Below are 22,912 nucleotides of genomic sequence, written 5' to 3'. Positions count from 1 at the left end.
ACCGCTGATGAGACTAGCCAGGGGCATGCAACGGGTCCGCCAGCGCCTTGATGCGGCGACGGATCTCGTTGGTGACCGCCCGAGGGCTGCGCCGATCGGTACGCACGATGATATCGGCCGTCTCGCGGTAGAGCGGGTCACGCAACTCGAACAGACGCTTGAGCACCCGCCCGGGGTCATCCTGCTGCAACAGCGGACGATTGCGATCACGGCCGGCTCGCTTGAGCTGCTGTTCGACAGGCGCGTAGAGATACACGACAGTGCCGCGTTCGCGCAGTACGCGCCGATTGGCCTCCGCCATGATGGCGCCGCCACCGGTGGCCATCACGACTTCCCTGAGCGAGGTCAGCTCATCGATGACAGCCTGCTCACGCTCACGAAAGCCGGACTCGCCCTCGACGTCGAAAATCCACGGAATGCTGGCTCCGCAGCGGTCTTCAATCACATGGTCGCTATCGCAAAATTCACGATGCAAGTCGGCCGCCAGCAGGCGGCCGATAGTGCTCTTGCCGGCCCCCATGGGGCCGACAAGGAATACGTTGGGAATCACATGCATCAGCGCACCGCCAGGCCGTCCTCGATGATCTTCGGGGTAATGAATACCAGCAATTCTACCTTCTCGTTGGACTCTTCGGTATAGCGGAACAGATTCCCGATCACCGGCAGGTCCCCGAGGAAGGGCGTCTTGAAGACGCTGCGAATCTGCTCGGAGGTCAGAATGCCGCCCAGCACCACGGTTTCACCGTCATTGACCAGCACCTGCGTCTCAATTTCATTGGTATCGATGGCCGGTTCGCCATTGAAGCTGTCATCGGAGACATCGTCATTGTTGATCAACAGATCCATGATGATGCGGTTGTCAGGCGTGATCTGCGGCGTCACTTCCAATGCCAGCACCGCTTCCTTGAACTCGATGTTGGTCGCACCGCTGGAGGTCGCCTCCTCGTAGGGAATTTCCTGACCCTGCTTGATGACGGCCTTCTTCTGGTTGGCGGTGATGATCTTGGGCTGGGAGATGGTCTGGCTCTTGCCTTCGCTTTCCAGCGCCGAGAGCTCCAGGTCCAACAGGATATCGCCGGACAGGTAACCGAAGCTGAAGGTGCTGCCCGGATCACTGTCATCGCCGAGATTGACACTCAGGCCGCCATCACTGGTCGTACCGGTCGACGCGCCTTCCAGGCCGAACTTGCCGTTGCTGCTGTTGGAAAGCCCCCAATTGACACCGATCTCGCTGGAGACACTGCTACGCGCGATGACGATGCGCGCCTCGATCTGCACCTGACGCACCGGGATATCGAGATATTCCAGCGTGCCGCGAATGGACTCGAGCGTATCGCGGGTATCCTGGATCAGCATGGTGTTGGTGCGCTCATCGACCATCACGCGGCCCCGCTCGGACAGCAGTCCGATACCGCCTTCACCGCGCAGCAACGCCGCCAGATCCGCCGCCTTGGCATAACGCACCTGGATGTATTCGGTGGTCATCGGCGCCAGCTCCTTGACCTGCTGGTTCGCCTCGAGCTCCTTGCGCTCCAGCGCCGCCAGCTCTTCCGCCGGCGCGACCATCAGCACGTTGCCCATGCGACGACTGGCCAGACCGTTGGACTTGAGCACCAGATCCAGCGCCTGATCCCAGGGCACTTCCTTCAGGTTCAGGGTCACGTTGCCGGTGACGTTGTCACTGGCGACCAGATTGAGCCCAGTAAAGTCAGCGATGATCTGCAGCACGGAGCGCACTTCGATGTTCTGGAAGTTGAGCGAGATCTTCTTGCCGGTGTAGGGGAACTTGTCCTTGATGCGCTCCGCCTGCTCTTCACGCGTCAGCGGCTTGACCTCGAGCACCAGCTCGTTGCCTGCCTGAGTGGCCAGCTGGGTGTAGTAGCCACTGGCATCCACCACCATGCGCACGCCATCACGGGTACGCTGCGGATCGATACGCGTCACCGGCGTGGCGAAATCGCCGACATCCAGCACCTGATTCATCTCCGGCGGCAGCTTCACGCCCTTGATGTCGACGTAGATCTTGCGCCCGCGCTCGGTGACGCGCGACTCGACGTTGGAGCGATTGAAGTTGATCACGACACGACCTTCACCGTCCGTGCCACGACGGAAATCGATGCCACTGACGGCCGGCTCGCTGGCCACTTCCAGGGCACGATTGTCCGGCGGCACGTTGGCGGCGTTCGCCTGGGAGGCAGCCGCAGGCTGAGCGCCCGGCGCACCGCCCTGCTCGCCGATGATGACGTAGAGGCTGTTGCCCTCGGTGCGCGTGACGTACGGCTTGGACTGGTTGAGCTTCATGACCAGACGCGTGCGCGAGCCGGCCTCCAGCGCCACCAGTTCGTCCACGCCGCTGAGCCCCAGATCGAAGCGACGCTTGTCGAGCTGACTGCTGGTATCCAGGAGGTCGATGGTGATGCGCGGCGGCGTCTCGATACGGTAGCCCTTGACCTCCGGCACTCCGCCGACGAAGTCGAGCTTGAGCTCCATACGGTCACCCCCGAGGGCGGTGAAGTTGAGGTCCTGCAGCGACGACGCGGCCATCGCCACATTCGCCATCAGGCTACCGACTGCCGCCAGCCCCAGCAGACTCATTCGTTGCAATCGCGTCATGTTCCCTAGTCCCCTGTCTCGCCGTGGCTCCGTTCAACCGTCGGGCTGATCGCGCCTTATTCTTATCGAAGCGTTATGGTGTCGGTCGCCAACTCTTGCGGGTCGACCGTTCGTCTTCCGTGACAATATGGCTACTGCCAACGCCAGTGATCTCAACCACCTTGCGACACGGGCTCTTTCAGCGCCATGGCGCGAGACCGCTCTATCCAACCGCCCTGACCATTGGGCACGATTTCCACCATATCGATCTGCGTATCACCGATACGAGTGATCCTGCCGAAGTTGCTGCCCATGTGGTTGCCGACCCGCACACGCTGGACTTCCTGCTCCGGCGTCAGAATCAACGCCGAACGCGCGCCATCGACATCCAGCGTCCCGACCATGCTGAGCTGCTCCATCGGCCAGGCTTCCAGCGGTTCACGAGGGCGATCGAGGTCCGGTCGCACCCCGTTGTCGACGGCCGTCAGCTCCTCTTCGGGCTCCGGCAGGCGTGACTGGAAAGGACTGCGCGCATCCGCCATGTCATAGGTGACGGGATGATACTCGGGTTGCGGCGGCAACTCCTGCACCTTGCCGGAAGGGCGCCCTCTCAAGGACTCGAGCTCCCCTTCCAGCGCGCCCAGCTGCGGATCTCCACACCCCGCCAGCAGAGTGACCAGCAACGCACTTCCCATCACGGTATTTCGACGTGTCATCAGGCTCATTGCTTGCCTCCTGATGTTGCCGGGGTCTGACGATAATTGTAGGTCTTGGCCAGCAGCGACAGCTCAAGATCATCGCTGTTGGCGACCGGCGTCAGCACGAAATCATGCAGCGTCACGATGCGTGAAAGCCCCGCGACACCGGAAATGAAGGCGGCGATACGATGATAGTCGCCGCGCACCTTGATATCGAAAGGTTGTTCGACATAGAAGTTGCGATTCTCCGCCGGCTTCAGACGAATGTACTCGACCGCCAGCTGGTTGTTGATCGCCGTCTCGCTGATGTCATCCAGCAGCGCCGGGACTTCCGCATCGGTGGGCAGCATTTCCAGCAGCTGCCCCATGCGGGACTCCAGCTCCACCATCTGCTCCCGCATGGCCGGCAGGTTGGCGGCCTTGAACGCCTTGCTCTCGAACTGCTGGAGCAGCTGACTTTCCTGGGCACGCAGACGCTCGAGGTCTTCTGCCTTGGGCGCGGCAAGGAACCAATGGGACGCCCAGAACAGGGCGCCCAGCACGATGAGTGCCAGCACGGCCTGCAGCGTGACCGGCCAGATGCCGGCTTCCTTCAGATCAAGATCACGAAAATCCGTCGACTTGAGGCGGCGGATTTCAGCATCGATGAAACTCATCGCCGACCTCCTTTCTTGTCATTTTCCGGATCGGCAGCGCTCAGCGCCGACCCCGTCGGGCGCTCCGGAATCATGATATTGAAACTGCGCTGATCGTCGTCATTGCTCTGCACATCGGAGAGCGTCGGGGTGCCGAAGGAATCCGACAGGGCGATGGCGCGCATCAGACCCGAAACCTGACGCGTGCTTTCCGCCGTGCCATTCGCCTTGAGCTGGCGCCCGCTGCGACTGATGCTCTGATACCAGGCGCCGTCCACCAGAGACGTCACCAGCTGATTGAAGACCCGTACCGTTTCCGGACGCGAGAACTGCAGACTGCGGATCAGCTCTATCTGGTCGAGCATCTGGGTGCGGCGTGCCTCGATGTCCTCGACTTCCTTGATGTCCCGATTGAGGCGGGCCATTTCCTTCTCGATGAAGGCATGGCGCTGCTGCTGCGCCTCGAGCTGGCTCTGGTAATACTCGCTCATGCCATAGCCGCCACCGATACCGATGACAGCCGCCAGCGCCAGTATGCCCATGAAGCGCTTGCTGCGCTTCTCACGCCGGTCTTCACGCCAGGAAAGCAGGTTGATCTCGATGGTCATGAGCGCTTCCTCATCGCAAGACCGCAGGCCGTGAGCATCGCCGGAGCATCGCCCGCCAGCGCCTGGATGTCGACGCGCGGATTGACGCTCATGTGAGTGAAGGGGTTGGCCATGATCACTTCAAGCCCGGTGTGCTCCGCCAGGCCTTCACGCAGCCCGACGATGGCAGCCGTACCGCCCCCGAGCAGGATACGCTGCACCTCGCGGCGCTTGCCGGCGGTGTAATAGAGCTGCAGTGAGCGTGCGATCTGCTGGATGAGCGTCTCGCGGAACGGACCCAGCACTTCGCTGTCATAGGTATCCGGCAGACCGCCACGCTTCTTGGCCAGGCCCGCCTCATCATTGGAGAGATCGAAGCGATTCATGATCTCGTCCGTCAGCTGACGCCCGCCGAAGACGGCGTCGCGACTGTAGACGATGCGGCCATTCTGGATGACGTGGAAGGCGGTCATCGTCGCGCCGATATCGACGACGGCAACGCACTCTTCGTTGTCGTAGGTCGGCGGCAACTGATGACGCAGCTCGCCGAAGGCGCGCTCGAGGGAGAAGGTCTCGACATCGACGGCAGCCGGCTCGAGGCCGGCCTGGGACAGTGCCGAGGTCAGCTGATCGACGTCCAGGCTGCGACACGCCACCAGCAACAGGTCCTGCTGATCGGGATTGCGCGGATTGACGCCCAGATGCTGGAAGTCGAACGCGACATCGTTCAGCGGAAAGGGAAAGTGCTTCTCGGACTCGAGCGCGATGCGCTGCTCGATCTCGTCATCGGCAAGATTGGCCGGGAAGCTCAGTGTCTTGGTGATGGCAGCGCTCGCGGGAACCGCGACCACGGCGCGCTTCGAGCGCGGCTGTGCCTGCTCGACCGCGCGCTTGATGGCCAGCACGACTTCGTCCATGTCCCGTATACGTCGCTCGACGACTGCGCCTTCCTTGAGTGGACGCACCGCATAGCTATCGATCTGGTATCGATTTCCTTGCCTGGACAGCTCCAGGAGCTTCACCGTGGCCGACGTGATATCGACCCCGATGAGTCCCTTGCCGGCGGATTTGAGTCCCAGCAATTGGCGTTCCCCTGCTCTGATGACGATCTTGCCAGACTGGCTGGCCGCCGGTTCCCTGACGACGTTGCCGCGACACCCTCTATCATTCCAGGATGTTACATTATGTTTCCCAGAATAACACAACAGACGCGCAAGTCAGGGTTCAACGCTGGCCGCATCTGAACCCGCTACTTATAATGCCCCAGCAATGGAATTGCCAATCCCCGCGCAGCCACTCGCTTTTCTTACCCACGGACCCTGTCTTGCCCATGAAGCTATTGAGACGACTATTTTCGCCAGTGTTCTGGCTGCTGCTATCACTATGTGCCGCGGGACTTCTGGCCATCGTTGGCGCTTCGCTGTACTTCTCGCCGGGCCTGCCCGACGTCCATCAGCTTCAGGATACCAAGCTGCAGACGCCGCTGCGCATCTATACCCGCGATGGCAAGCTGATCGGCGAATACGGTGATCAGCGCCGCATCCCGGTCACCTACGACGAGATCCCCGAGACCTTCGTCGACGCCCTCCTCGCCGCCGAGGACAGCAACTTCTTCTCCCACCCGGGCATCGACCCCAAGGGGCTGGCGCGCGCGGCCGTGCAGCTGGCCTCCAGCGGCAGCATCCAGTCCGGTGGCAGCACCATCACCATGCAGGTGGCGCGCAACTATCTGCTGACGCTGGACCAGACCTTCACGCGCAAGATTCGCGAGATTCTGCTGTCGCTGCAGATGGAAGAGATCCTCTCCAAGCAGGAGATCATGGAGCTCTACGTCAACAAGATCTTCCTGGGCCATCGCGCCTACGGGATCGCCGCCGCTGCGCGCACCTACTACGACAAGTCCCTGGATGAGCTGACCCTGGCCGAGCAGGCCATGCTGGCCGGCCTGCCCAAGGCGCCGTCGAGCTTCAACCCGCTGACCAACCCGCAGCGCGCACTGATCCGTCGCAACTGGATCCTGCTGCGCATGAAGGAGCTGGGTTACATCGAGCCGCAGGCCTATGACGAAGCCGTCAAGGCACCGATCACCGCGGCACGCCACTACTCCAGACCGGAAGTGCAGGCCCCCTACGTCGCGGAAATGGCACGCAGCTTCGCCGTCGACCGCTTCGGCGACAAGGCCTACACCGACAACGTCCGCATCACCACGACGCTGGACAGCTCGCTGCAGCCAATGGCACGTGATGCGCTGATCAAGGGGCTGATCGCCTACGATACCCGCCACGGTTGGCGCGGGGTCGAGGAATCCGACATCGCCGCCTCGCTGGCGGAAGCTCAGGACCAGACCGATCAGGCCGGCCTCGAGGAAGAACTCTCCAAGTCGCCGGAAGTGCTGGAAACCGCCAAGCAGGCGGCCCAGAAGAGCGAGAAGCGCATCGCCGGCATCGACCGTGATGTCTCGAACTGGCTGAAAGTACTCGACCGCACCCCTGATTACGGCCCGCTGAAAGCCGCCATCGTGGTGGAAAGCACCGGCAAGCAGATGAAGGCACTGCTGGCCGACGCCACGGTCGTGACCCTCGACTGGGACGGCCTGAAGTGGGCACGCGAGTACAAGAGCGCCAAATGGCGTGGTGGCGTGCCGGGTTCGGCCGCCGAGATCGCCAAGGCCGGTGATCTGGTACGCGTGATCAAGCAGGACGACGGCTACCGTCTTGGCCAGCTGCCGGACGCGCAATCCGCCATCGTCTCGCTGGATCCGGAAAGTGGCGCCATCCTCGCCCTGCAAGGTGGCTTCAGCTATTCCGCCAGCAAGTTCAACCGCGCCATCCAGGCACGCCGTCAGGCAGGCTCGATCTTCAAGCCGTTCGTCTATCTGTCCGGGCTCGAACAGGCCGGCATGTCACCGGCGACCATCATCAACAACGCCCCTGTCGTGCTTCAGGATGGCGGCAAGGTGTGGCGTCCGGAGAATGCCGGCGGCAAGTTCACTGGCCCGACCCGTATCCGCGTTGGCCTGTATCGCTCACTGAACCTGGTCTCCGTGCGTCTGCTGCAGACGGTCGGCCTCGACAAGACCCTCGACTTCCTGGTCAAGCTGGGCTTCCAGCGTGACGAGCTGCCCAATGGCCTGTCACTGGCACTGGGCAGCGCCTCGCTGACCCCGCTGGAGATGGCACGCGGCTATGCCGTGCTCTCCAATGGCGGCTTCCGTGTCGAGCCCTGGTACATCGATACCATCACGCGTGGCGATGACGAGACCGACTATGAAGCGCATCCGCCGGTTGCCTGCGCCAACTGTGCGCCGGGCATGGTCACCGTCAATCGTGACGGTCGCCAGTACCCGCTGGCCGAGCGTGTCGCCTCCCCTGAAGCCATGTATCTGATCCGTGACATGATGCAGGATGTCATCAAGCGCGGTACTGGCCGTGGCGCCCTGGCGCTGGGTCGTGATGACCTGGCCGGCAAGACCGGCACCACCAACGACCAGCGTGATGCCTGGTTCTCCGGCTTCAACAGCAAGCTGGTGGCCACGGTCTGGGTCGGCAAGGACTCCAACGACACCCTGGCCGAGTATGGCGCCCAGGCCGCCCTGCCCATCTGGGTCGACTACATGCGCGGCGCCCTCGAGGGCATGCCGTCCTCCACCATGGAGCGTCCGGACAACATCGTGACGGCAACCATCGACCCTGACTCTGGCAAGCGCCTGCGCAGCGGTCAGTCCGGCGGCATCAGTGAGCTGTTCCGCAAGGATAATCTGCCGCCCTACAAGGAACGCACCATCCGCAAGGAACTGGAGCAGGAAAGCGGCTCGGAAGGTACCGGAACTTTCGAGGCCATCTTCTGATCTGATCTCCAGACCTCGCCTGCCAGCCTCATCGGCAGGGGGAGAGCCCAAGGAAGAGCGGCCGCTGGTCGCTCTTCTGCCATCTGAGCATTCACAAGGCTCCCCCGTATCGCGATCCACTGGTAGCGTCCGGATGACGCGCCAGGCCGCCTCGCTCAGCAAGCGTCATCTCGCAAGCCACATTCCCGATGATGATGTCATGCCTCAAACATGCCGGAGTTCGCATGCTTCACCCATTGCCCACACTGCGCAGGACCGCGTTTCTGTGCCTGGCCCTGCTTCCCCTCGACACGGCTGTCGCAGACGACCTCTTCTATGCACCGCCACCCGCCAGCGAGGACTCTGAGCCCTTCAGCGGCCAGGCCGAGCTGGGCTTCACCAAGCTGTCGGGCAACTCGAACAGCGAGACCCTGCTGGGCAAGACCAGCCTCTCCTGGCATCTGAAGCCCTGGACTCACACCTTCCGTGTGGAGGCCAAGCATGTCTCCAGCAGTGGCGAGACCACGACCGACAAGTACCTGGTCGGGCAGCGCGAGCGCTATGACCTCAGCGATGACCACTACGCCTTCGGGCTGCTGCGCTGGGAGAAGGAGCGCTTCTCCGGCTACAACCACCAGGTCACCTCCATCGTCGGCGAGGGCATCACGATACTGGATGGCCCCGAGCACAACCTCTCCCTCGAGGCCGGGCCGGGCTATCGCTTCGATGACATCACGGCGGGGGATCACGAGAACTACCTGCTGGGCTATGGCGCGATGGATTACCGCTGGCAGCTGTCCGACACCTCCAAGTTCGAGCAGCAGTTCTCGGCGGAGGCCACGCGCGAGAACGTGATCAGTCGCAGCTATACCGCGCTGACGGTCGCCATCAATGCAAGCCTCGCTCTCAAGCTCTCGCACGAGATCGAGAACAACACCAACCCGCCCGACGAGTCGGATGCCAAGACCGACACCACCACGGCGGCCTCCATCCTCTACAGCTTCTGAGCAAAGGCCTGACGCCTGCCTGCCCAGACGCCAGTCGCCAGTCGCCAGTCGCCAGTCGCTGGTGGCTCATGGCTCGTGGTTCATGGCTGAAAGCAGCCACCAACAAAAAGCCCTCGCCGGAATCTCCAACGAGGGCTTTTTCATGTCTTGCGTCGCTTCAGCGACGCCGCCAACCGGCCATTCGACCGCTGACGCTTAACCGTAGACCTGATCCGTGCTGGTCAGCGGGTAGTGCGCCGGGTACGGCTTGCGTGCGACACCGGAATCGATGGCCGCCTGGGCCACGGCGGCCGGCAGACGCTCGAGCAGACGCGAGTCCATCGGCGTCGGGATGATGTAACCCGGGCCGAATTCGAGGCTGTCGATCTCGTAGGCATCCAGCACATCCTGGCTGACCGGCTCACGCGCCAGGTCTTTCAGGGCGTGAACGGCGGCCAGCTTCATCTCTTCATTGATGCGCGTCGCACGCACATCCAGCGCGCCACGGAAGATGAACGGGAAGCCCAGCACGTTGTTGACCTGGTTCGGGTAGTCGGAGCGACCTGTCGCCATGATGACGTCCGGGCGTGCTTCGCGAGCGGTATCCGGATGAATTTCCGGATCCGGGTTGGAGCAGGCGAAGACGATCGGGTTGGCGGCCATCTTCTTGAGCTGCTCTGCCTTGAGCAGGTTCGGGCCGGACAGACCGACGAAGACGTCGGCGCCATCGATGGCGTCGTCCAGGGTGCGCAGCTCGGTCTCGGTGGCGAACATCGCCTTGTACTGGTTCAGGTCGTCACGGCCGCTGTGGATCACGCCCTTGCGGTCGAGCATGAAGATGTTCTCGACCTTGGCACCACTGGCCACCAGCAGCTTCATGCAGGCGATGGCGGCAGCGCCGGCGCCCAGGCAGACGATGCGCGCGTCTTCCAGCTTCTTGCCGGCGATATCCAGGGCGTTGAGCATGCCGGCCGCGGTGACGATGGCGGTACCGTGCTGGTCGTCATGGAAGACCGGGATATTGCACTGCTCGATCAGCGCCTGTTCGACTTCGAAGCACTCCGGTGCCTTGATGTCTTCCAGGTTGATGCCACCGTAGGTGGTGTGGATGCGACGCACGGTGTCGATGAAGGCCTGCGGGCTTTCCGCATCCACTTCGACATCGACGGAGTTGATGCCAGCGAAGCGCTTGAACAGCACGCCCTTGCCTTCCATGACCGGCTTGGAAGCCAGCGGCCCCAGGTTGCCCAGGCCAAGGATGGCAGTCCCGTCAGAGATGACCGCGACCAGGTTGCCCTTGCCGGTGTACAGGTAGGCATTTTCCGGGTCGGCGGCGATTTCGCGGCACGGTTCGGCAACGCCCGGGCTGTAGGCCAGCGCCAGGTGCTTGGCGGTCTCGGTCGGCTTGGTCAGCTCGATGGAGAGCTTCCCGGGAATCGGTTCGGCGTGATATTGCAGTGCTGCTTTCTTCATGGCATCAGACATGCGTGTCATCCGGTATTTTGGCGGGGGGTTGGCTGCTCCAGAATATAGAAAAAGACACCTCTGAACAACCGACGCAACTTGCTGTTATGCATGACTTTAAAACGATCGTTTAAAAAACATTTTAGCCATTCGTCTAACGTTATGGATGCCCTGCCCAGCCATAAACCTTTCCTTATCGCTGACCGGCTTTCGCGTCGATTTCGGCCCGAGATGACGCCACGATTCGCGCAAGATCCTCGATTTTCGGCCGTTCGCTGACGCAACCCGCCATTCCGGCGCGCTTGATGCAGAGGCAGAGCAGAAAAAGTGCCAAATCGGAAACAATAATCCTTCCCGGCAAGCGCAGCGCAGGGGCGACATCTCCGCAAGGGCATCACGTCAGACCATCATGTCAGACCATCATGTCAGACCATCATGTCAGACCATTACGACCAGAACATCACGACCAGAACATCACGACAAGGGCATCACGACAAGGGCATCCCGGGCCGGCTGGCGTGGTCGCGGCTCTCTTCAGGATGGTCTGAACGACAGGCACAAAAAAACCCGCTCGTGAGCGGGTTTTTCGTCCATGACGCTGCAAGATGCGCAGCGCCATGAAAGCGACAAGCAGCTGAAGGTATCAGCGCTTGATGGCAGCACCGAAACGCTTGTTGAAGCGCTCGACGCGACCACCGGTGGTAGCCTGCTTCTGCTTGCCGGTGTAGAACGGGTGGCACTCGGAGCACACGTCAAGCGCGAAAGTCTGCTTGGAAGTGGTACCGATTTCGTGCTGCGCGCCGCAGGAGCAAGTTGCGGTCTGGCGCTGGTAGTCCGGATGGATACCCTGTTTCATGATGTGTAACCTCAGGTCGCTGTGCACCGCCACCTGATCACTTGCCAGGCACCGTACACGGGTTTTGGATTGAACCGGTCATTCCGCCGTTTCCGACGGAAGGCCGCGCATTTTACCAGTCATCTGCCGCAAGACCAAACTTTGTGCCGTTTATTGCGGGCAACACTCTGTAGACTGCGTGCCACGGCATATCCCCGTTTTACTGAACGCCTCATATCACCTCATATCCGGATACCTTGCGTGCCTGACACTACCGACAAGACTGCGACTCACCTGCCGGGACGTGTGCTGGGCATCGCGATTCCCGGCCCGCTGCGCGATCTGTTCGACTACCTGCCATCCCGCCAACCGCCCCGCCACGGCTGGCAGGTGGGCCTGCGCGTGCGCGTCGAATTCGGGCGTCGCCAGCTGGTCGGGGTGATCGCCGAGCTGCGCAGCGACTCAAGTTTCCCCATCGACAAGCTCAAGCCTGTCAGCGAAGTCATCGATGACGAACCGCTGCCGGCCGACTGGTTGTGGATATGTCAGTTTACCGCGCGCTATTACCAGCACTCGCTCGGCGACACCTTCGCCCAGGCGATGCCCTCGCTGCTACGTCAGGGGCGCGCCCTCGAGGCGCGTACCCGTGAGCGCTGGACGCTGACCGACAAGGGCCGCGCCACCGAGCCGGCAAGCCTGGGGCGAGCCACCCGCCAGATCGCGTTGCTGGAGCTGCTCGCTCAGCATCGTCATGGCCTGGTGCACAGCGCCATCACCGCCCAGGGCTTCACCCGCCAGCAACTGGAGACCCTGCGCGGTCGCGGCTACATCGAATCCCGTGAGGAGCCGGTGACCGGCGCCACGCCGGAGCAGGCCAACAAGGGCGTGCTCGCCGAACCCGGCCTGGCCCTCAATGATGAGCAGGGTCGCGCCCTCTCGCGTCTGCATGAGGGCCTGAACCGCTTCTCGCCCACACTGCTGGAGGGCGTGACCGGTTCCGGCAAGACCGAGGTCTATCTGCAATTGATCGAGGCGGTGCTGGACCGCGATGGCCAGGCGCTGGTGCTGGTGCCCGAGATCGGCCTGACGCCCCAGACGCTGGAGCGCTTCCGCAGACGCTTCCGCGTGCCGCAGGTGATGCTGCACTCCGGCGTCAGTGATGGTGAACGCCTCGATGGCTTCGAAGCCGCCCGCAGCGGTCGCGCGCGCATCGTGATCGGTACCCGCTCTGCCATCTTCACGCCGATGGCCAGACTCGGCGTGATCATCGTCGACGAGGAGCACGACGGCTCCTTCAAGCAACAGGACGGCCTGCGCTATCACGCCCGCGATCTGGCGCTGGTGCGCGGCAAGCAGGAAGGCATACCCGTGGTGCTCGGCAGCGCCACGCCGTCTCTTGAGAGCCTGCGCCATGCACGCGAGGGCCGCTTCACGCATCTGCACCTGCATCAGCGCGCCGGTCGCAGCCAGCCGGCGCGCCTGCACCCGGTCGACCTGCGCGGCCGCATGACGCTGGGCGGTCTCTCGACCCAGAGTCTGGAAGCGATCGAGAAGCGCCTCGCCCAGGGCGATCAGGTGCTGGTGTTCATCAATCGGCGCGGCTTCGCGCCGACCCTGACCTGCCATGCCTGCGGCTGGATCGCCGAATGCGACAACTGCGATGCCCGCATGACCCTGCATCGCCATCCGCCCCAGCTGACCTGTCACCACTGCGAGCGCACCCGCCCACTGCCGGATGCCTGCCCGGCCTGTGGCAGCGGGGATGTTCGCCCGCAGGGCGCGGGCACCGAGCGCACCGAAGAGCTGCTCGGCGAGAAATTCCCCGACGTGCCGGTGCTGCGCATCGACCGCGACAGCACCCAGCGCAAGGACGCCATGAGCGAGGCGCTGGCGGTGATCCGGCGCGGCGAGCCCTGTCTGCTGGTCGGCACCCAGATGCTGGCCAAGGGCCACCACTTCCCCCACGTCACCCTGGTGGTGGTGGTCAACGCCGACAGCGGCCTCTATGCCGCCGACTTCCGGGCGCTGGAGCAGTCCGCGCAGCTGCTGGTGCAGGTCGCGGGGCGCGCCGGACGCGCCGAGCGCCCCGGTGAGGTATTGATCCAGACCCGCCACCCGGAAGACCCCAACCTGCTGACGCTGATTCAGGCCGGCTACCCGCAGCTGGCGGGGGAATTGCTCGAGGAGCGCCGCATCGCCCAGCTGCCACCGTTCAGCCATCTGGCGCTGCTGCGCGCCGAGGCCACTGATCAGCAGCAGGTCGAGCAGTGGCTGTTGAAGGTCGGTGGCGCCCTGCGCCAGCACCTCGAGGCTGCCAATCTCAAGGTGGATTGCCTCGGTCCGGTACCCGCACCGATGGAGCGCCGCCAGAATCGCTATCACGCCCAATTGCTGTTGCGCTGCGCGAAACGCGGCCCATTGCATGAAGCAGCGGCCTGGCTGGTGACGCTCTGCGAGCAGGACCGCGATGCACGCCGCCTGCGCTGGTCGCTGGATGTCGATCCCGTCGGCATGGCCTGAGTGATACGCAAGCGGTATGGCAGCCCTTCACGCCGCTTGCGATGAACTGACCACTATCCCTGCAGGGCGCGGAATGCGGCGCGATTGATCACGACGGTTTATGCAAGCCGCAGGATCGGTGATAATGCCCGCCATCGTGCAGCGACATCCGCACTCCCCTATTGCCCGCAGGCCTGATGCCTGCAACCGCCTGCTGTATGGCACGCGGTGCGACCCGAGCCGTGAAGAGACCGATATTCCATGAAAGAGACGATCATCGAACTGCTGGGCCAGGCCCTGGAAACCCTCAAGGCCGACGGCACCCTGCCCGCCGACGCCAGCCCGCAGATCAAGGTCGACCCGACCAAGGACAAGAGCCACGGCGACTACGCCAGCAATCTGGCGATGATGACGTCCAAGGCCGCCGGCATGAAGCCGCGCGATCTGGCCGAGAAGCTGATCGCGGCGCTGCCGGCCTCCGATGCCGTCTCCAAGGTCGAGATCGCCGGGCCCGGCTTCCTGAACTTCTTCGCTGACACCGGTGCGGTAGCCGACATCGTGCGTCGCGTCTTCAGTGAAAGCGACAGCTTCGGTCACAGCGACGTGGGTGCTGGTGAGAAGGTGCAGGTCGAGTTCGTCTCCGCCAACCCGACCGGCCCGCTGCACGTCGGTCACGGCCGCGGTGCCGCGGTCGGCGACGTGCTGTGCCGCCTGCTGGCCGCCACCGGCCACGACGTCACCCGCGAGTTCTACTACAACGACGCCGGAGCCCAGATCAACAATCTGGCGCTCTCCGTCCAGGCGCGCGCCAAGGGTCTGGGCCCGGACGATGCCAGCTGGCCGGCCGATGGCTATCGCGGTGACTACATCAGCGAACTGGCCGCCTCCTACATGGCCGGCGACACCGTCGAAGCCGATGGCAAGCAGGTGACCGGCGCCGCGGACCCCGATGACCTGGAGGCCATCCGCGTCTTCGCCGTCGCCTACCTGCGCCACGAGCAGGATCTCGATCTCAAGGCCTTCGGCGTCGAATTCGATGTCTACTTCCTCGAGTCCTCGCTCTACAGCGACGGCAAGGTCGAGGAGACCGTCAAGCGCCTGGTCGACAACGGTTACACCTACGAAGACGATGGTGCCCTGTGGCTGCGCACCACCGACTTCGGTGATGACAAGGACCGCGTGATGCGCAAGCGTGACGGCGGTTACACCTACTTCCTGCCCGACGTCGCCTACCACCTCGACAAGTGGCAGCGTGGCTTCACCCAGGTCATCAACGAGCAGGGCGCCGATCACCACTCCACCGTGACTCGCGTGCGTGCCGGTCTGCAGGCTCTGCAGGCGGACATCCCCAAGGGCTGGCCGGACTACGTGCTGCACCAGATGGTCACCGTGATGCGCTCCGGCGAGGAAGTGAAGCTGTCCAAGCGTGCCGGCAGCTACGTGACCCTGCGCGACCTGATCGAGGAAGTCGGCCGCGACGCGACCCGCTACTTCCTGGCCGCACGTCGCGCCGACTCCCAGCTGACCTTCGACATCGACCTGGCGCGCTCCCAGTCCAATGACAACCCGGTCTACTACATCCAGTACGCTCACGCCCGCGTGCACAGCGTGCTGCGCAAGGCCAGCCGCGAAGAGAAGCCCTTCGACGAAGCCCTGGCCATGGCGCAGCTCACCCTGCTGACCAGCGACCAGGAAAAGGCCGTGATGAATCGCATGGCGCAGTTCCCGGACGTCGTCGCCCACGCCGCCAAGGTGCGCGAGCCGCAGCAGGTCGCCCAGTACCTGCAGGACCTCTCCTCCGACTTCCACACCTGCTACAACGCGGTGAAGGTGATGGTCGAGGACGACGCGACCCGCAATGCGCGCATGGCGCTGGGTCTGGCGACCGCTCAGGTCATCCGCAACGGCCTGGCCCTGCTGGGTGTCAGCGCTCCCGAGGAGATGTAGGCCATGGCTGCTCGCCGCCCCGCCAACAAGAAGCCCGCCTCCCGCCAGGGGGCGAGCCCCCGTCGGCAACCCGCTGCCAGCCAGAGTCGTGGTCTGCCCGGCTGGCTGTGGGGCATCATCGGTCTGATCGCCGGCTTCGCTCTCGCGCAGTACTTCGAGAAACAGGCCCCGCGTCTGCCGGTCGCGGCCATCGTGCCCAAGGCCAACACGCAGCAGAACGGACAGCAGAACGGGCAGCAGGCCGCCAAGCAGGGCAACCAGCAGCAGAAGGAAGCCCCCGAAGAGTCCGCCGGCAACATGCCGACCTTCGAGTTCTACACCCTGCTGCCGGAAACCGAGGTGATCGCGCCCAAGGTGGATGAGTACAAGTCCACGCCGCGTCCGGGCAGCGCCGAGAGCACCAAGAAGTCCGAGGCCTCGCTGACCAACTACATGTTGCAGGCCGCGTCCTTCCGCGAGATGAGCGATGCCAAGAAGCTGGCCGGCAAGCTCAAGGACCTTGGCCTGCTGGCCAAGGTCAGTGACGTCAACGCCTCCGGCGGTACCGTCTGGCACCGGGTGCAGGTCGGTCCCTACAAGGACACCCGCGAGCTCAATCGCGCCCAGGACCTGATGAACACCCAGGGCATCGAGCCCTTGTTGATCAAGCTGCAGTAAGCCAGGCGTGAGCCTTGCGACAGACGGGCCCGCTCATTTTTGAGCGGGCCCGTTGCATGAGGGCACAGACCAGGGCCGATCGCAGTCAACGCTGAGTCGCCGATGACTTGAAACCCGTATCGGCGCCCCCATCTACAGCATTCCGGTGAGATATCAGGCCCGCGTGCCGCCCATCAGGCGGTGCAGGATCGCGGCAAGCAGTGGCAAGCGCCAGGCTGACGATCACCACCCGTTTTACGCGACGAGGCCACGGCCTCGTCTGCCCAGAAATGCCATGCCCGGCCCCGTTCACCTTATTCCAATCGCCGGCATGCTCTCTCAGGAGTTATCCATGACCACGATCGTCTCCGTGCGTCGCAACGGCCAGGTCGCCCTGGCTGGTGACGGCCAGGTATCCCTTGGCAACACTGTCATGAAAGGCAACGCCGCCAAGGTGCGTCGTCTGTATCGCAATCAGGTACTGGCCGGTTTCGCCGGTGGTACCGCCGATGCCTTCACGCTGTTCGAACGCTTCGAAGCGCAGCTCGAGAAGTATCAGGGCCAGTTGGTGAAGTCCGCCGTGGAGCTTGCCAAGGAGTGGCGCTCAGACCGCGCCCTGCGCAAGCTGGAGGCCATGCTGGTGGTCGCCGACAAGCACGCCTCCTTGATCATCACCGGCAACGGTGACGTGGTCGAGCCCGAGCACGGCGTGCTCGCCATCGGCTCCGGTGGCAACTACGCCGAGGCCGCTGCCCGCGCCCTGATCGAGAATACCGAGCTTTCCGCCCGCGAGATCACCGAGAAGTCCATCTCCATCGCGGCCGATATCTGCGTCTTCACCAACCACAATGCCATCATCGAGGAGCTGTCCTGAGATGTCCCAGATGACCCCGAAGGAAATCGTCAACGCCCTCGATCAGCACATCGTCGGCCAGCCTGAAGCCAAGCGCGCCGTGGCGGTTGCCATGCGCAACCGCTGGCGCCGCATGCAGCTCGATGATGATCTGCGCCCGGAAGTCACGCCGAAGAACATCCTGATGATCGGCCCGACCGGTGTCGGCAAGACCGAGATCGCCCGTCGTCTGGCCAAGCTGGCCGGCGCGCCCTTCCTCAAGATCGAGGCGACCAAGTTCACCGAGGTCGGCTATGTCGGCCGTGACGTGGAATCCATCATCCGCGACCTGGTCGAGGTCGCGATGAAACTGGTGCGTGAAGACGCCATGAAGGAAGTGCGCGACAAGGCCGAAGATGCCGCCGAAGAGCGCATCCTCGACGCCCTGCTGCCGCGGGTGCGTGGCGAAGAGTACGACGCTGCCGCCAACAACAGCAGCACGCGCCAGATGTTCCGCAAGAAGCTGCGCGAAGGTCAGCTGGATGACAAGGAAATCGACATCGAACTGAGCCCGGCCAGCCAGAGTCTCGATTTCGCCACCCCGCCGGGGATGGAAGAGATGACCAGCCAGCTGCAGTCCATGTTCTCCAACATGGGCAAGCAGCAGAAAGAGAGCCGTCGCATCACCGTCAAGGAAGCACTCAAGCTGGTTCACGAGGAAGAAGCGGCCAGAATGGTCAGCGATGAAGACCTCAAGAGCCGTGCCATCGAGGCCGTCGAACAGAACGGCATCGTCTTCCTCGACGAGATCGACAAGGTCGCCAAGCGTGGCGAATCCGGCAGTGGCGGTGACGTGTCCCGCGAAGGCGTGCAGCGCGATCTGCTGCCGCTGATCGAGGGCTCCACCGTCTCCACCAAGCACGGCATGGTCAAGACCGACCACATCCTGTTCATCGCCTCCGGTGCCTTCCACCTCTCCAAGCCGTCGGACATGATTCCGGAGCTGCAGGGCCGCCTGCCGATCCGTGTCGAGCTCAACGCCCTGACGCCGGAAGACTTCAAGCGCATCCTGACCGAGCCGTCCGCAGCCCTGATCCGTCAGTACAAGGCATTGCTGGCGACCGAAGGCGTCGAGCTGAGCTTCGCGGATGACGCCATCGAGCGCATCGCGCAGATCGCCTATCAGGTCAACGAAGGCACCGAGAACATCGGCGCCCGTCGTCTGCACACCGTGATGGAGCGTTTGCTGGAAGAGATCTCCTACGAGGGTGGCGATCAGCCCGGCGAACTCAAGGTCGATGCCGCCTACGTCGATGCCCGTCTGGGTGATCTGGCGCGTGATGAAGACCTGTCGCGCTACATCCTCTGACGACACGCTCACGCGCCTGACAGCCCCTCATGGAAGCCAGTCCCGTTCCTGAGGGGACTTCTGACGCCCGATCCGGCTTGGCCCGGATCGGGCGTCAGTGCATCATGCGCACAAGACACATCGACCGGCCAAGCGCCGCGCTCGACGCCTATTGCCTTCGCCATACCGCCCTGCGCCCCACGCCGCCGCGCGGCATGCAAGCCCGAGGATGCCCCGATGAGCCACGACACTCCCAAGGACGCCGCCGCGTCCCACGACGCTGACATCAGCGGCCAGCAGCGCGACTACCGCCTCAACGAGCGCCATGCCCGCGATGGCGAAGAGGCCCCGGTACCGACGCGCGTGCACTACCACAAGTCAGAGCGCGAACTGGAACTGGGCTACGCCGATGGCCAGAGCTTCCGCCTGAGCACCGAATTCCTGCGCGTGATGTCGCCGTCGGCGGAAGTGCGTGGCCACGGTGTCGGCCAGGAAACCCTGCAGGTCGGCATGCGCTACGTCGGGCTGACCAACATCACCCAGAGCGGCCGCTACGCGCTGAAGCTGCACTTCGATGATGGCCATGACAGCGGCCTGTATACCTGGGAATACCTGTGGGAACTGGCCAATCGCCGCGACGCCATGTGGGCCTACTACCTGCGTCAGCTGGAAGAGGCCGGCGCCTCGCGCGAACCACTGGGCATTCCGCTCAACCAGCTGTAAGCCACTGATGCCACTGGGCGCGGCAAGATGTCCGAGTCGACGTCTTGCCAAAAGACAGCCCGCTGGCCAGCGGTTACAATCGAGCCACTGCGAAAGCTCACCATATTGTGCTGACGTCGCCACGGCGGCGTCACAACAGGGGAAGTCATGGACAAGCGTACGACTCACTTCGGTTATCAGGAAGTTGCCGTGGACGAGAAGGCAGGCCGCGTCGCGGATGTCTTCCACAGTGTCGCCGCCAAGTACGACGTGATGAATGACCTGATGTCGTTCGGCATCCACCGTCTGTGGAAGCGCATCACCCTGGAGCGTGCCGGCGCCCGTCCCGGCCAGTCGGTGCTGGACATCGCCGGCGGCACCGGTGACCTGACGCTGAAGTTCTCGCGTCTGGTCGGCCCGAAAGGCCGCGTGGTGCTCGCCGACATCAATGCCTCGATGCTCAACGTCGGCCGCGACAAGCTGCTCGACCGTGGCGTCGGCGGCAACGTCGAATACGTGCAGGCCAATGCCGAGGCCCTGCCCTTCCCGGACAACACCTTCGACATCATCACCATCGCCTTCGGGCTGCGCAACGTCACCGACCAGGCCAAGGCCCTGCGCTCCATGCAGCGCATCCTCAAGCCGGGCGGCCGTCTGCTGGTGCTGGAATTCTCCAAGCCGGTCAATCCGCTGCTCTCCACCGCCTATGACCAGTACAGCTTCCGGCTGCTGCCCAAGATGGGCGAGATGGTCGCCGGCGACGCCGACTCCTACCGCTACCTGGCCGAGTCCATCCGCATGCACCCCGACCAGAAGACGTTGGCCGGCATGATGGAAGAGGCCGGTCTCGAGCGCGTCGAGTACACCAACCTGACGGGCGGCATCGTCGCGTTGCACCGCGGTATCAAGCTCTGAGGCTGTCATGGCATTGCTGACCCCCCTGCTGTTGGCGACCGCTGAGCGGACGCTGAATCAGCTGCTTGCTCGCGACCCGGCCTCGACGTCGCGCCTGAATGCACTGGCAGGCCGACGCCTGCTGGTGCGTGTCGAACGCCCCGCCTTTGACCTGCTGGTGCACTTCGACCTGCAGGGCCTGCACCTGTTGCGCCTGCCCCAGGCCAACGAGAGCGATGGCGATGTGGTGGTGGAGCTCGACATGGAGACCGCCGCCGCCCTGCTGTCCGGTGAATCCATCGAGCGCCTGATGTTCGAGGGTCGCCTCGCCGTGCGTGGGCGCATCCATCTGCTGGAGAGCGCCCGTGACCTGGTGATGGACCTCGACCTGGATTGGGAAGGCGCGCTCAGTGAGTGGTTCGGCGAAGCCCCCGGCCATAGCCTGGCCAGCGGCCTGCGCAGCCTCGGGCGTTTCGGCCTGATCAGCCGCCGCGAGCTGGAGCTGGACCTGCGCGAGTACCTCACCGAGGAGGCGCGCTGGCTGCCCGGTCAGGCGCAGATGCGCGTCGCGCGCGACGAGCTGACCGAGCTGACCCAGTGTCTGGACCGCACCGAAGCGCGGCTGGCGCGACTGCGCCGTCATCTCGAGGCCGCCACCTCCCATCAACCTGCCGAGCGGGAGTGCCAGCCGTCGTGAGACTCTATCGCCTGCTGAGCATCCTGTGGGTCATCGCCCGCTACCGCCTCGACGATCTGGTGCCGCCGGGGCGCGTGCCGGCCCTGCTGCGCCCGCTGCTCAAGCTGTCGCCGCTGCGTCTGTTCCCCATCGGCAGACGCACGCGCGGCGAGCGTCTGCGTCTGGCGCTCGAGGCCCTCGGCCCGATCTTCATCAAGTTCGGCCAGATGCTCTCGACGCGCCGCGACCTGCTGCCGCCGGACATCGCCGACGAACTCAAGCGCCTGCAGGATCAGGTGCCGCCGTTCGAGAACCGGGTCGCGCGGGAGCTGGTCGAGCAGGAACTCGAGATGTCGGTCGAGGAAGCCTTCGCCGAATTCGAGGCCCAGCCCCTGGCCTCGGCCTCCATCGCCCAGGTACATGCCGCACGCCTGCACGATGGCTCGGACGTGGTGGTCAAGGTCATCCGGCCGCGCATCGAGGAAGTGATGCGCAAGGACATCGGCCTGCTCTACATGTTCGCGCGCCTGTTGATGAAGGTCTCGCCGGAAGCCCGTCGCCTGCGCCCGGTCGAGGTCGTCGCCGACTACGAGGCGACGCTGTTCGACGAGCTCGACATGCACAAGGAGGCCGCCAACACCTCCCAGCTCAAGCGCAACTTCCTCGACTCGCCGCTGCTCTACGTCCCGGCCATCCACTGGCCACTGACGCGCCGCCGCGTGATGGTGCAGGAACGCATCCGCGGCATTCCGGTCGCCGATATCGAGGAGCTGACCGCGCAGGGCACCGACCTCAGGAAGCTGGCCGAGCGCGGCGTGGAGATCTTCTTCACCCAGGTATTCCGCGACAACTTCTTCCACGCCGACATGCACCCCGGCAATATCTTCGTCTCGCGCGAGAACCCGCACGACCCGCAGTTCATCGCCATCGACTGCGGCATCGTCGGCAGCCTGACCCGCGAGGATCAGGACTATCTGGCGCGCAACCTGCTGGCCTTCTTCCGCCAGGATTACTACGAGGTCGCGGCGCTGCACATCGAGTCCGGCTGGGTCGGCGAAGGCACGCGCGCCAACGAGTTTGCCGCTGCCATCCGCGCCGTCTGCGAGCCGATTCTCGAGAAGCCGCTCAAGGACATCAGTTTCGGCCAGGTCCTGCTGGGGCTGTTCCAGACCGCGCGCCGCTTCAACATGGAAGTCCAGCCGCAGCTGGTGTTGCTGCAGAAGACCCTGCTCAACATCGAGGGCCTCGGCCGCCAGCTGTATCCGGACCTCGACCTGTGGGCCACCGCTCGCCCCTACCTGGAGCGCTGGATGAAGGAGCGCGCCGGCCCCAAGGCGTTCTGGGCCGAGATGGTCAAGCAGGCACCGGAGCTGTCGCATCAGCTGCCGCAGCTGCCGGCGATGGCCTTCCAGGCCATGGAGCGCATCGAGGACGAGCATCGCGCCCGTCAGCGTCAGACAGAGGCCATCACCACGCTGCGCGACCGGGTCAATCACGCCTCCAGCACCAGCTGGCGGCTGCGTGCGGGCCTGCTGCTGGTGGCCGGCGCGTTCGGTTGGCAGCCCTTGATGGCCTGGGCGGAGACCCAGCCCGTGGCGGTACTGGTGGGCGCAGGACTGGGAATCGTGTTATTGCTGTGGCGCTAGCCGCAGGCAGACATGATGGCCTGACTGGCCCGGCGCGCAACGACACTTGCCGCTCCATGGGACGCAGTGCAATATGAATGACATATAACACTTGCATCCTGAGTCGCCT

General features: G+C 63.9%; 19 protein-coding genes. 11 read left to right on the top strand and 8 right to left on the bottom strand.

What is annotated here, in order from left to right; genetic code table 11:
* Positions 1-13: 13 nt before the first annotated feature.
* The 6 genes from aroK to pilM all read right to left on the bottom strand — a co-directional run bounded on the left by aroK (position 14) and on the right by pilM (position 5,594).
* Positions 14-556 carry a shikimate kinase AroK gene (gene aroK / locus R2R70_RS14190; protein WP_054556506.1) on the bottom strand — a complete coding sequence of 181 codons (543 nt, stop codon included), beginning with the start codon at positions 554-556 and terminating at the stop codon, positions 14-16.
* Positions 556-2,613: a type IV pilus secretin PilQ gene (locus R2R70_RS14185; RefSeq protein WP_107335935.1), complete on the bottom strand. Its 2,058-nt coding sequence runs from the start codon at positions 2,611-2,613 to the stop codon at positions 556-558. The genes aroK and R2R70_RS14185 overlap by 1 nt, the downstream gene beginning before the upstream one ends.
* Positions 2,614-2,765: 152 nt before the next feature.
* Positions 2,766-3,317, bottom strand: a complete 552-nt coding sequence (locus R2R70_RS14180; RefSeq protein ID WP_107335934.1) for a pilus assembly protein PilP — start codon at positions 3,315-3,317, stop codon at positions 2,766-2,768.
* Complete coding sequence (locus tag R2R70_RS14175) at positions 3,314-3,946, bottom strand: type 4a pilus biogenesis protein PilO (RefSeq protein WP_043332958.1); 633 nt, start codon at positions 3,944-3,946, stop codon at positions 3,314-3,316. The genes R2R70_RS14180 and R2R70_RS14175 overlap by 4 nt, the downstream gene beginning before the upstream one ends.
* On the bottom strand, positions 3,943-4,533 hold the full coding sequence (locus R2R70_RS14170) for a PilN domain-containing protein (RefSeq protein ID WP_410978329.1): 591 nt from the start codon (positions 4,531-4,533) through the stop codon (positions 3,943-3,945). Before R2R70_RS14170 ends, R2R70_RS14175 begins: the two co-directional genes overlap by 4 nt.
* Positions 4,530-5,594: a type IV pilus assembly protein PilM gene (gene pilM, locus R2R70_RS14165; RefSeq protein WP_107335932.1), complete on the bottom strand. Its 1,065-nt coding sequence runs from the start codon at positions 5,592-5,594 to the stop codon at positions 4,530-4,532. Before pilM ends, R2R70_RS14170 begins: the two co-directional genes overlap by 4 nt.
* Positions 5,595-5,842: 248 nt before the next feature.
* Here pilM and R2R70_RS14160 point away from each other — a divergent pair, with 248 nt between their 5' ends.
* Positions 5,843-8,359 carry a penicillin-binding protein 1A gene (locus tag R2R70_RS14160; protein WP_303571057.1) on the top strand — a complete coding sequence of 839 codons (2,517 nt, stop codon included), beginning with the start codon at positions 5,843-5,845 and terminating at the stop codon, positions 8,357-8,359.
* Positions 8,360-8,583: 224 nt separating this feature from the next.
* A complete protein-coding gene (locus R2R70_RS14155; protein WP_043332961.1) occupies positions 8,584-9,345 on the top strand; it encodes a YdiY family protein in 762 nt (253 codons plus the stop codon).
* Between the two features lie 195 nt (positions 9,346-9,540).
* Here R2R70_RS14155 and R2R70_RS14150 read toward each other — a convergent pair whose 3' ends face one another.
* Both R2R70_RS14150 and rpmE read right to left on the bottom strand, forming a co-directional pair.
* Complete coding sequence (locus tag R2R70_RS14150; protein WP_054556560.1) at positions 9,541-10,809, bottom strand: malic enzyme-like NAD(P)-binding protein; 1,269 nt, start codon at positions 10,807-10,809, stop codon at positions 9,541-9,543.
* Between the two features lie 622 nt (positions 10,810-11,431).
* Entirely contained in the window at positions 11,432-11,644 is a 213-nt protein-coding gene (gene rpmE / locus R2R70_RS14145) for a 50S ribosomal protein L31 (RefSeq protein ID WP_054556509.1), read from the bottom strand.
* A gap of 240 nt (positions 11,645-11,884) precedes the next feature.
* On the opposite strand from rpmE, the gene R2R70_RS14140 reads away from it, so the two are divergent.
* From R2R70_RS14140 to ubiB, 9 genes are all read left to right on the top strand, one after another.
* Complete coding sequence (locus R2R70_RS14140) at positions 11,885-14,143, top strand: primosomal protein N' (protein WP_410978328.1); 2,259 nt, start codon at positions 11,885-11,887, stop codon at positions 14,141-14,143.
* A 240-nt stretch (positions 14,144-14,383) separates the two neighbouring features.
* Positions 14,384-16,069 (top strand): arginine--tRNA ligase, encoded by a 1,686-nt coding sequence (gene argS, locus R2R70_RS14135; RefSeq protein ID WP_043332965.1) that lies wholly within the window; start codon positions 14,384-14,386, stop codon positions 16,067-16,069.
* Between the two features lie 3 nt (positions 16,070-16,072).
* Positions 16,073-16,726 (top strand): SPOR domain-containing protein, encoded by a 654-nt coding sequence (locus R2R70_RS14130; protein WP_043332968.1) that lies wholly within the window; start codon positions 16,073-16,075, stop codon positions 16,724-16,726.
* A 331-nt stretch (positions 16,727-17,057) separates the two neighbouring features.
* The gene (gene hslV / locus R2R70_RS14125; protein WP_043332970.1) at positions 17,058-17,579 is read left to right on the top strand and encodes an ATP-dependent protease subunit HslV; all 522 of its coding nucleotides are present in this window, start codon (positions 17,058-17,060) and stop codon (positions 17,577-17,579) included.
* Position 17,580: 1 nt separating this feature from the next.
* Positions 17,581-18,906, top strand: coding sequence for an ATP-dependent protease ATPase subunit HslU (gene hslU, locus R2R70_RS14120; protein WP_043332972.1), 1,326 nt, complete (start codon positions 17,581-17,583; stop codon positions 18,904-18,906).
* Positions 18,907-19,170: 264 nt separating this feature from the next.
* Positions 19,171-19,608 (top strand): gamma-butyrobetaine hydroxylase-like domain-containing protein, encoded by a 438-nt coding sequence (locus R2R70_RS14115; RefSeq protein WP_410978336.1) that lies wholly within the window; start codon positions 19,171-19,173, stop codon positions 19,606-19,608.
* A gap of 147 nt (positions 19,609-19,755) precedes the next feature.
* Positions 19,756-20,502, top strand: coding sequence for a bifunctional demethylmenaquinone methyltransferase/2-methoxy-6-polyprenyl-1,4-benzoquinol methylase UbiE (gene ubiE, locus R2R70_RS14110; protein WP_043332974.1), 747 nt, complete (start codon positions 19,756-19,758; stop codon positions 20,500-20,502).
* A gap of 7 nt (positions 20,503-20,509) precedes the next feature.
* Positions 20,510-21,178 (top strand): SCP2 domain-containing protein, encoded by a 669-nt coding sequence (locus tag R2R70_RS14105; protein ID WP_131432768.1) that lies wholly within the window; start codon positions 20,510-20,512, stop codon positions 21,176-21,178.
* Positions 21,175-22,803: a ubiquinone biosynthesis regulatory protein kinase UbiB gene (ubiB, locus tag R2R70_RS14100; protein ID WP_410978327.1), complete on the top strand. Its 1,629-nt coding sequence runs from the start codon at positions 21,175-21,177 to the stop codon at positions 22,801-22,803. The genes R2R70_RS14105 and ubiB overlap by 4 nt, the downstream gene beginning before the upstream one ends.
* Positions 22,804-22,912 lie beyond the last annotated feature (109 nt).

This window comes from Cobetia sp. SIMBA_158 (assembly GCF_046566945.1).
GTDB classification, from domain to species: domain Bacteria; phylum Pseudomonadota; class Gammaproteobacteria; order Pseudomonadales; family Halomonadaceae; genus Cobetia; species Cobetia amphilecti.
This window is presented reverse-complemented; position numbering and strand designations above follow the sequence as displayed.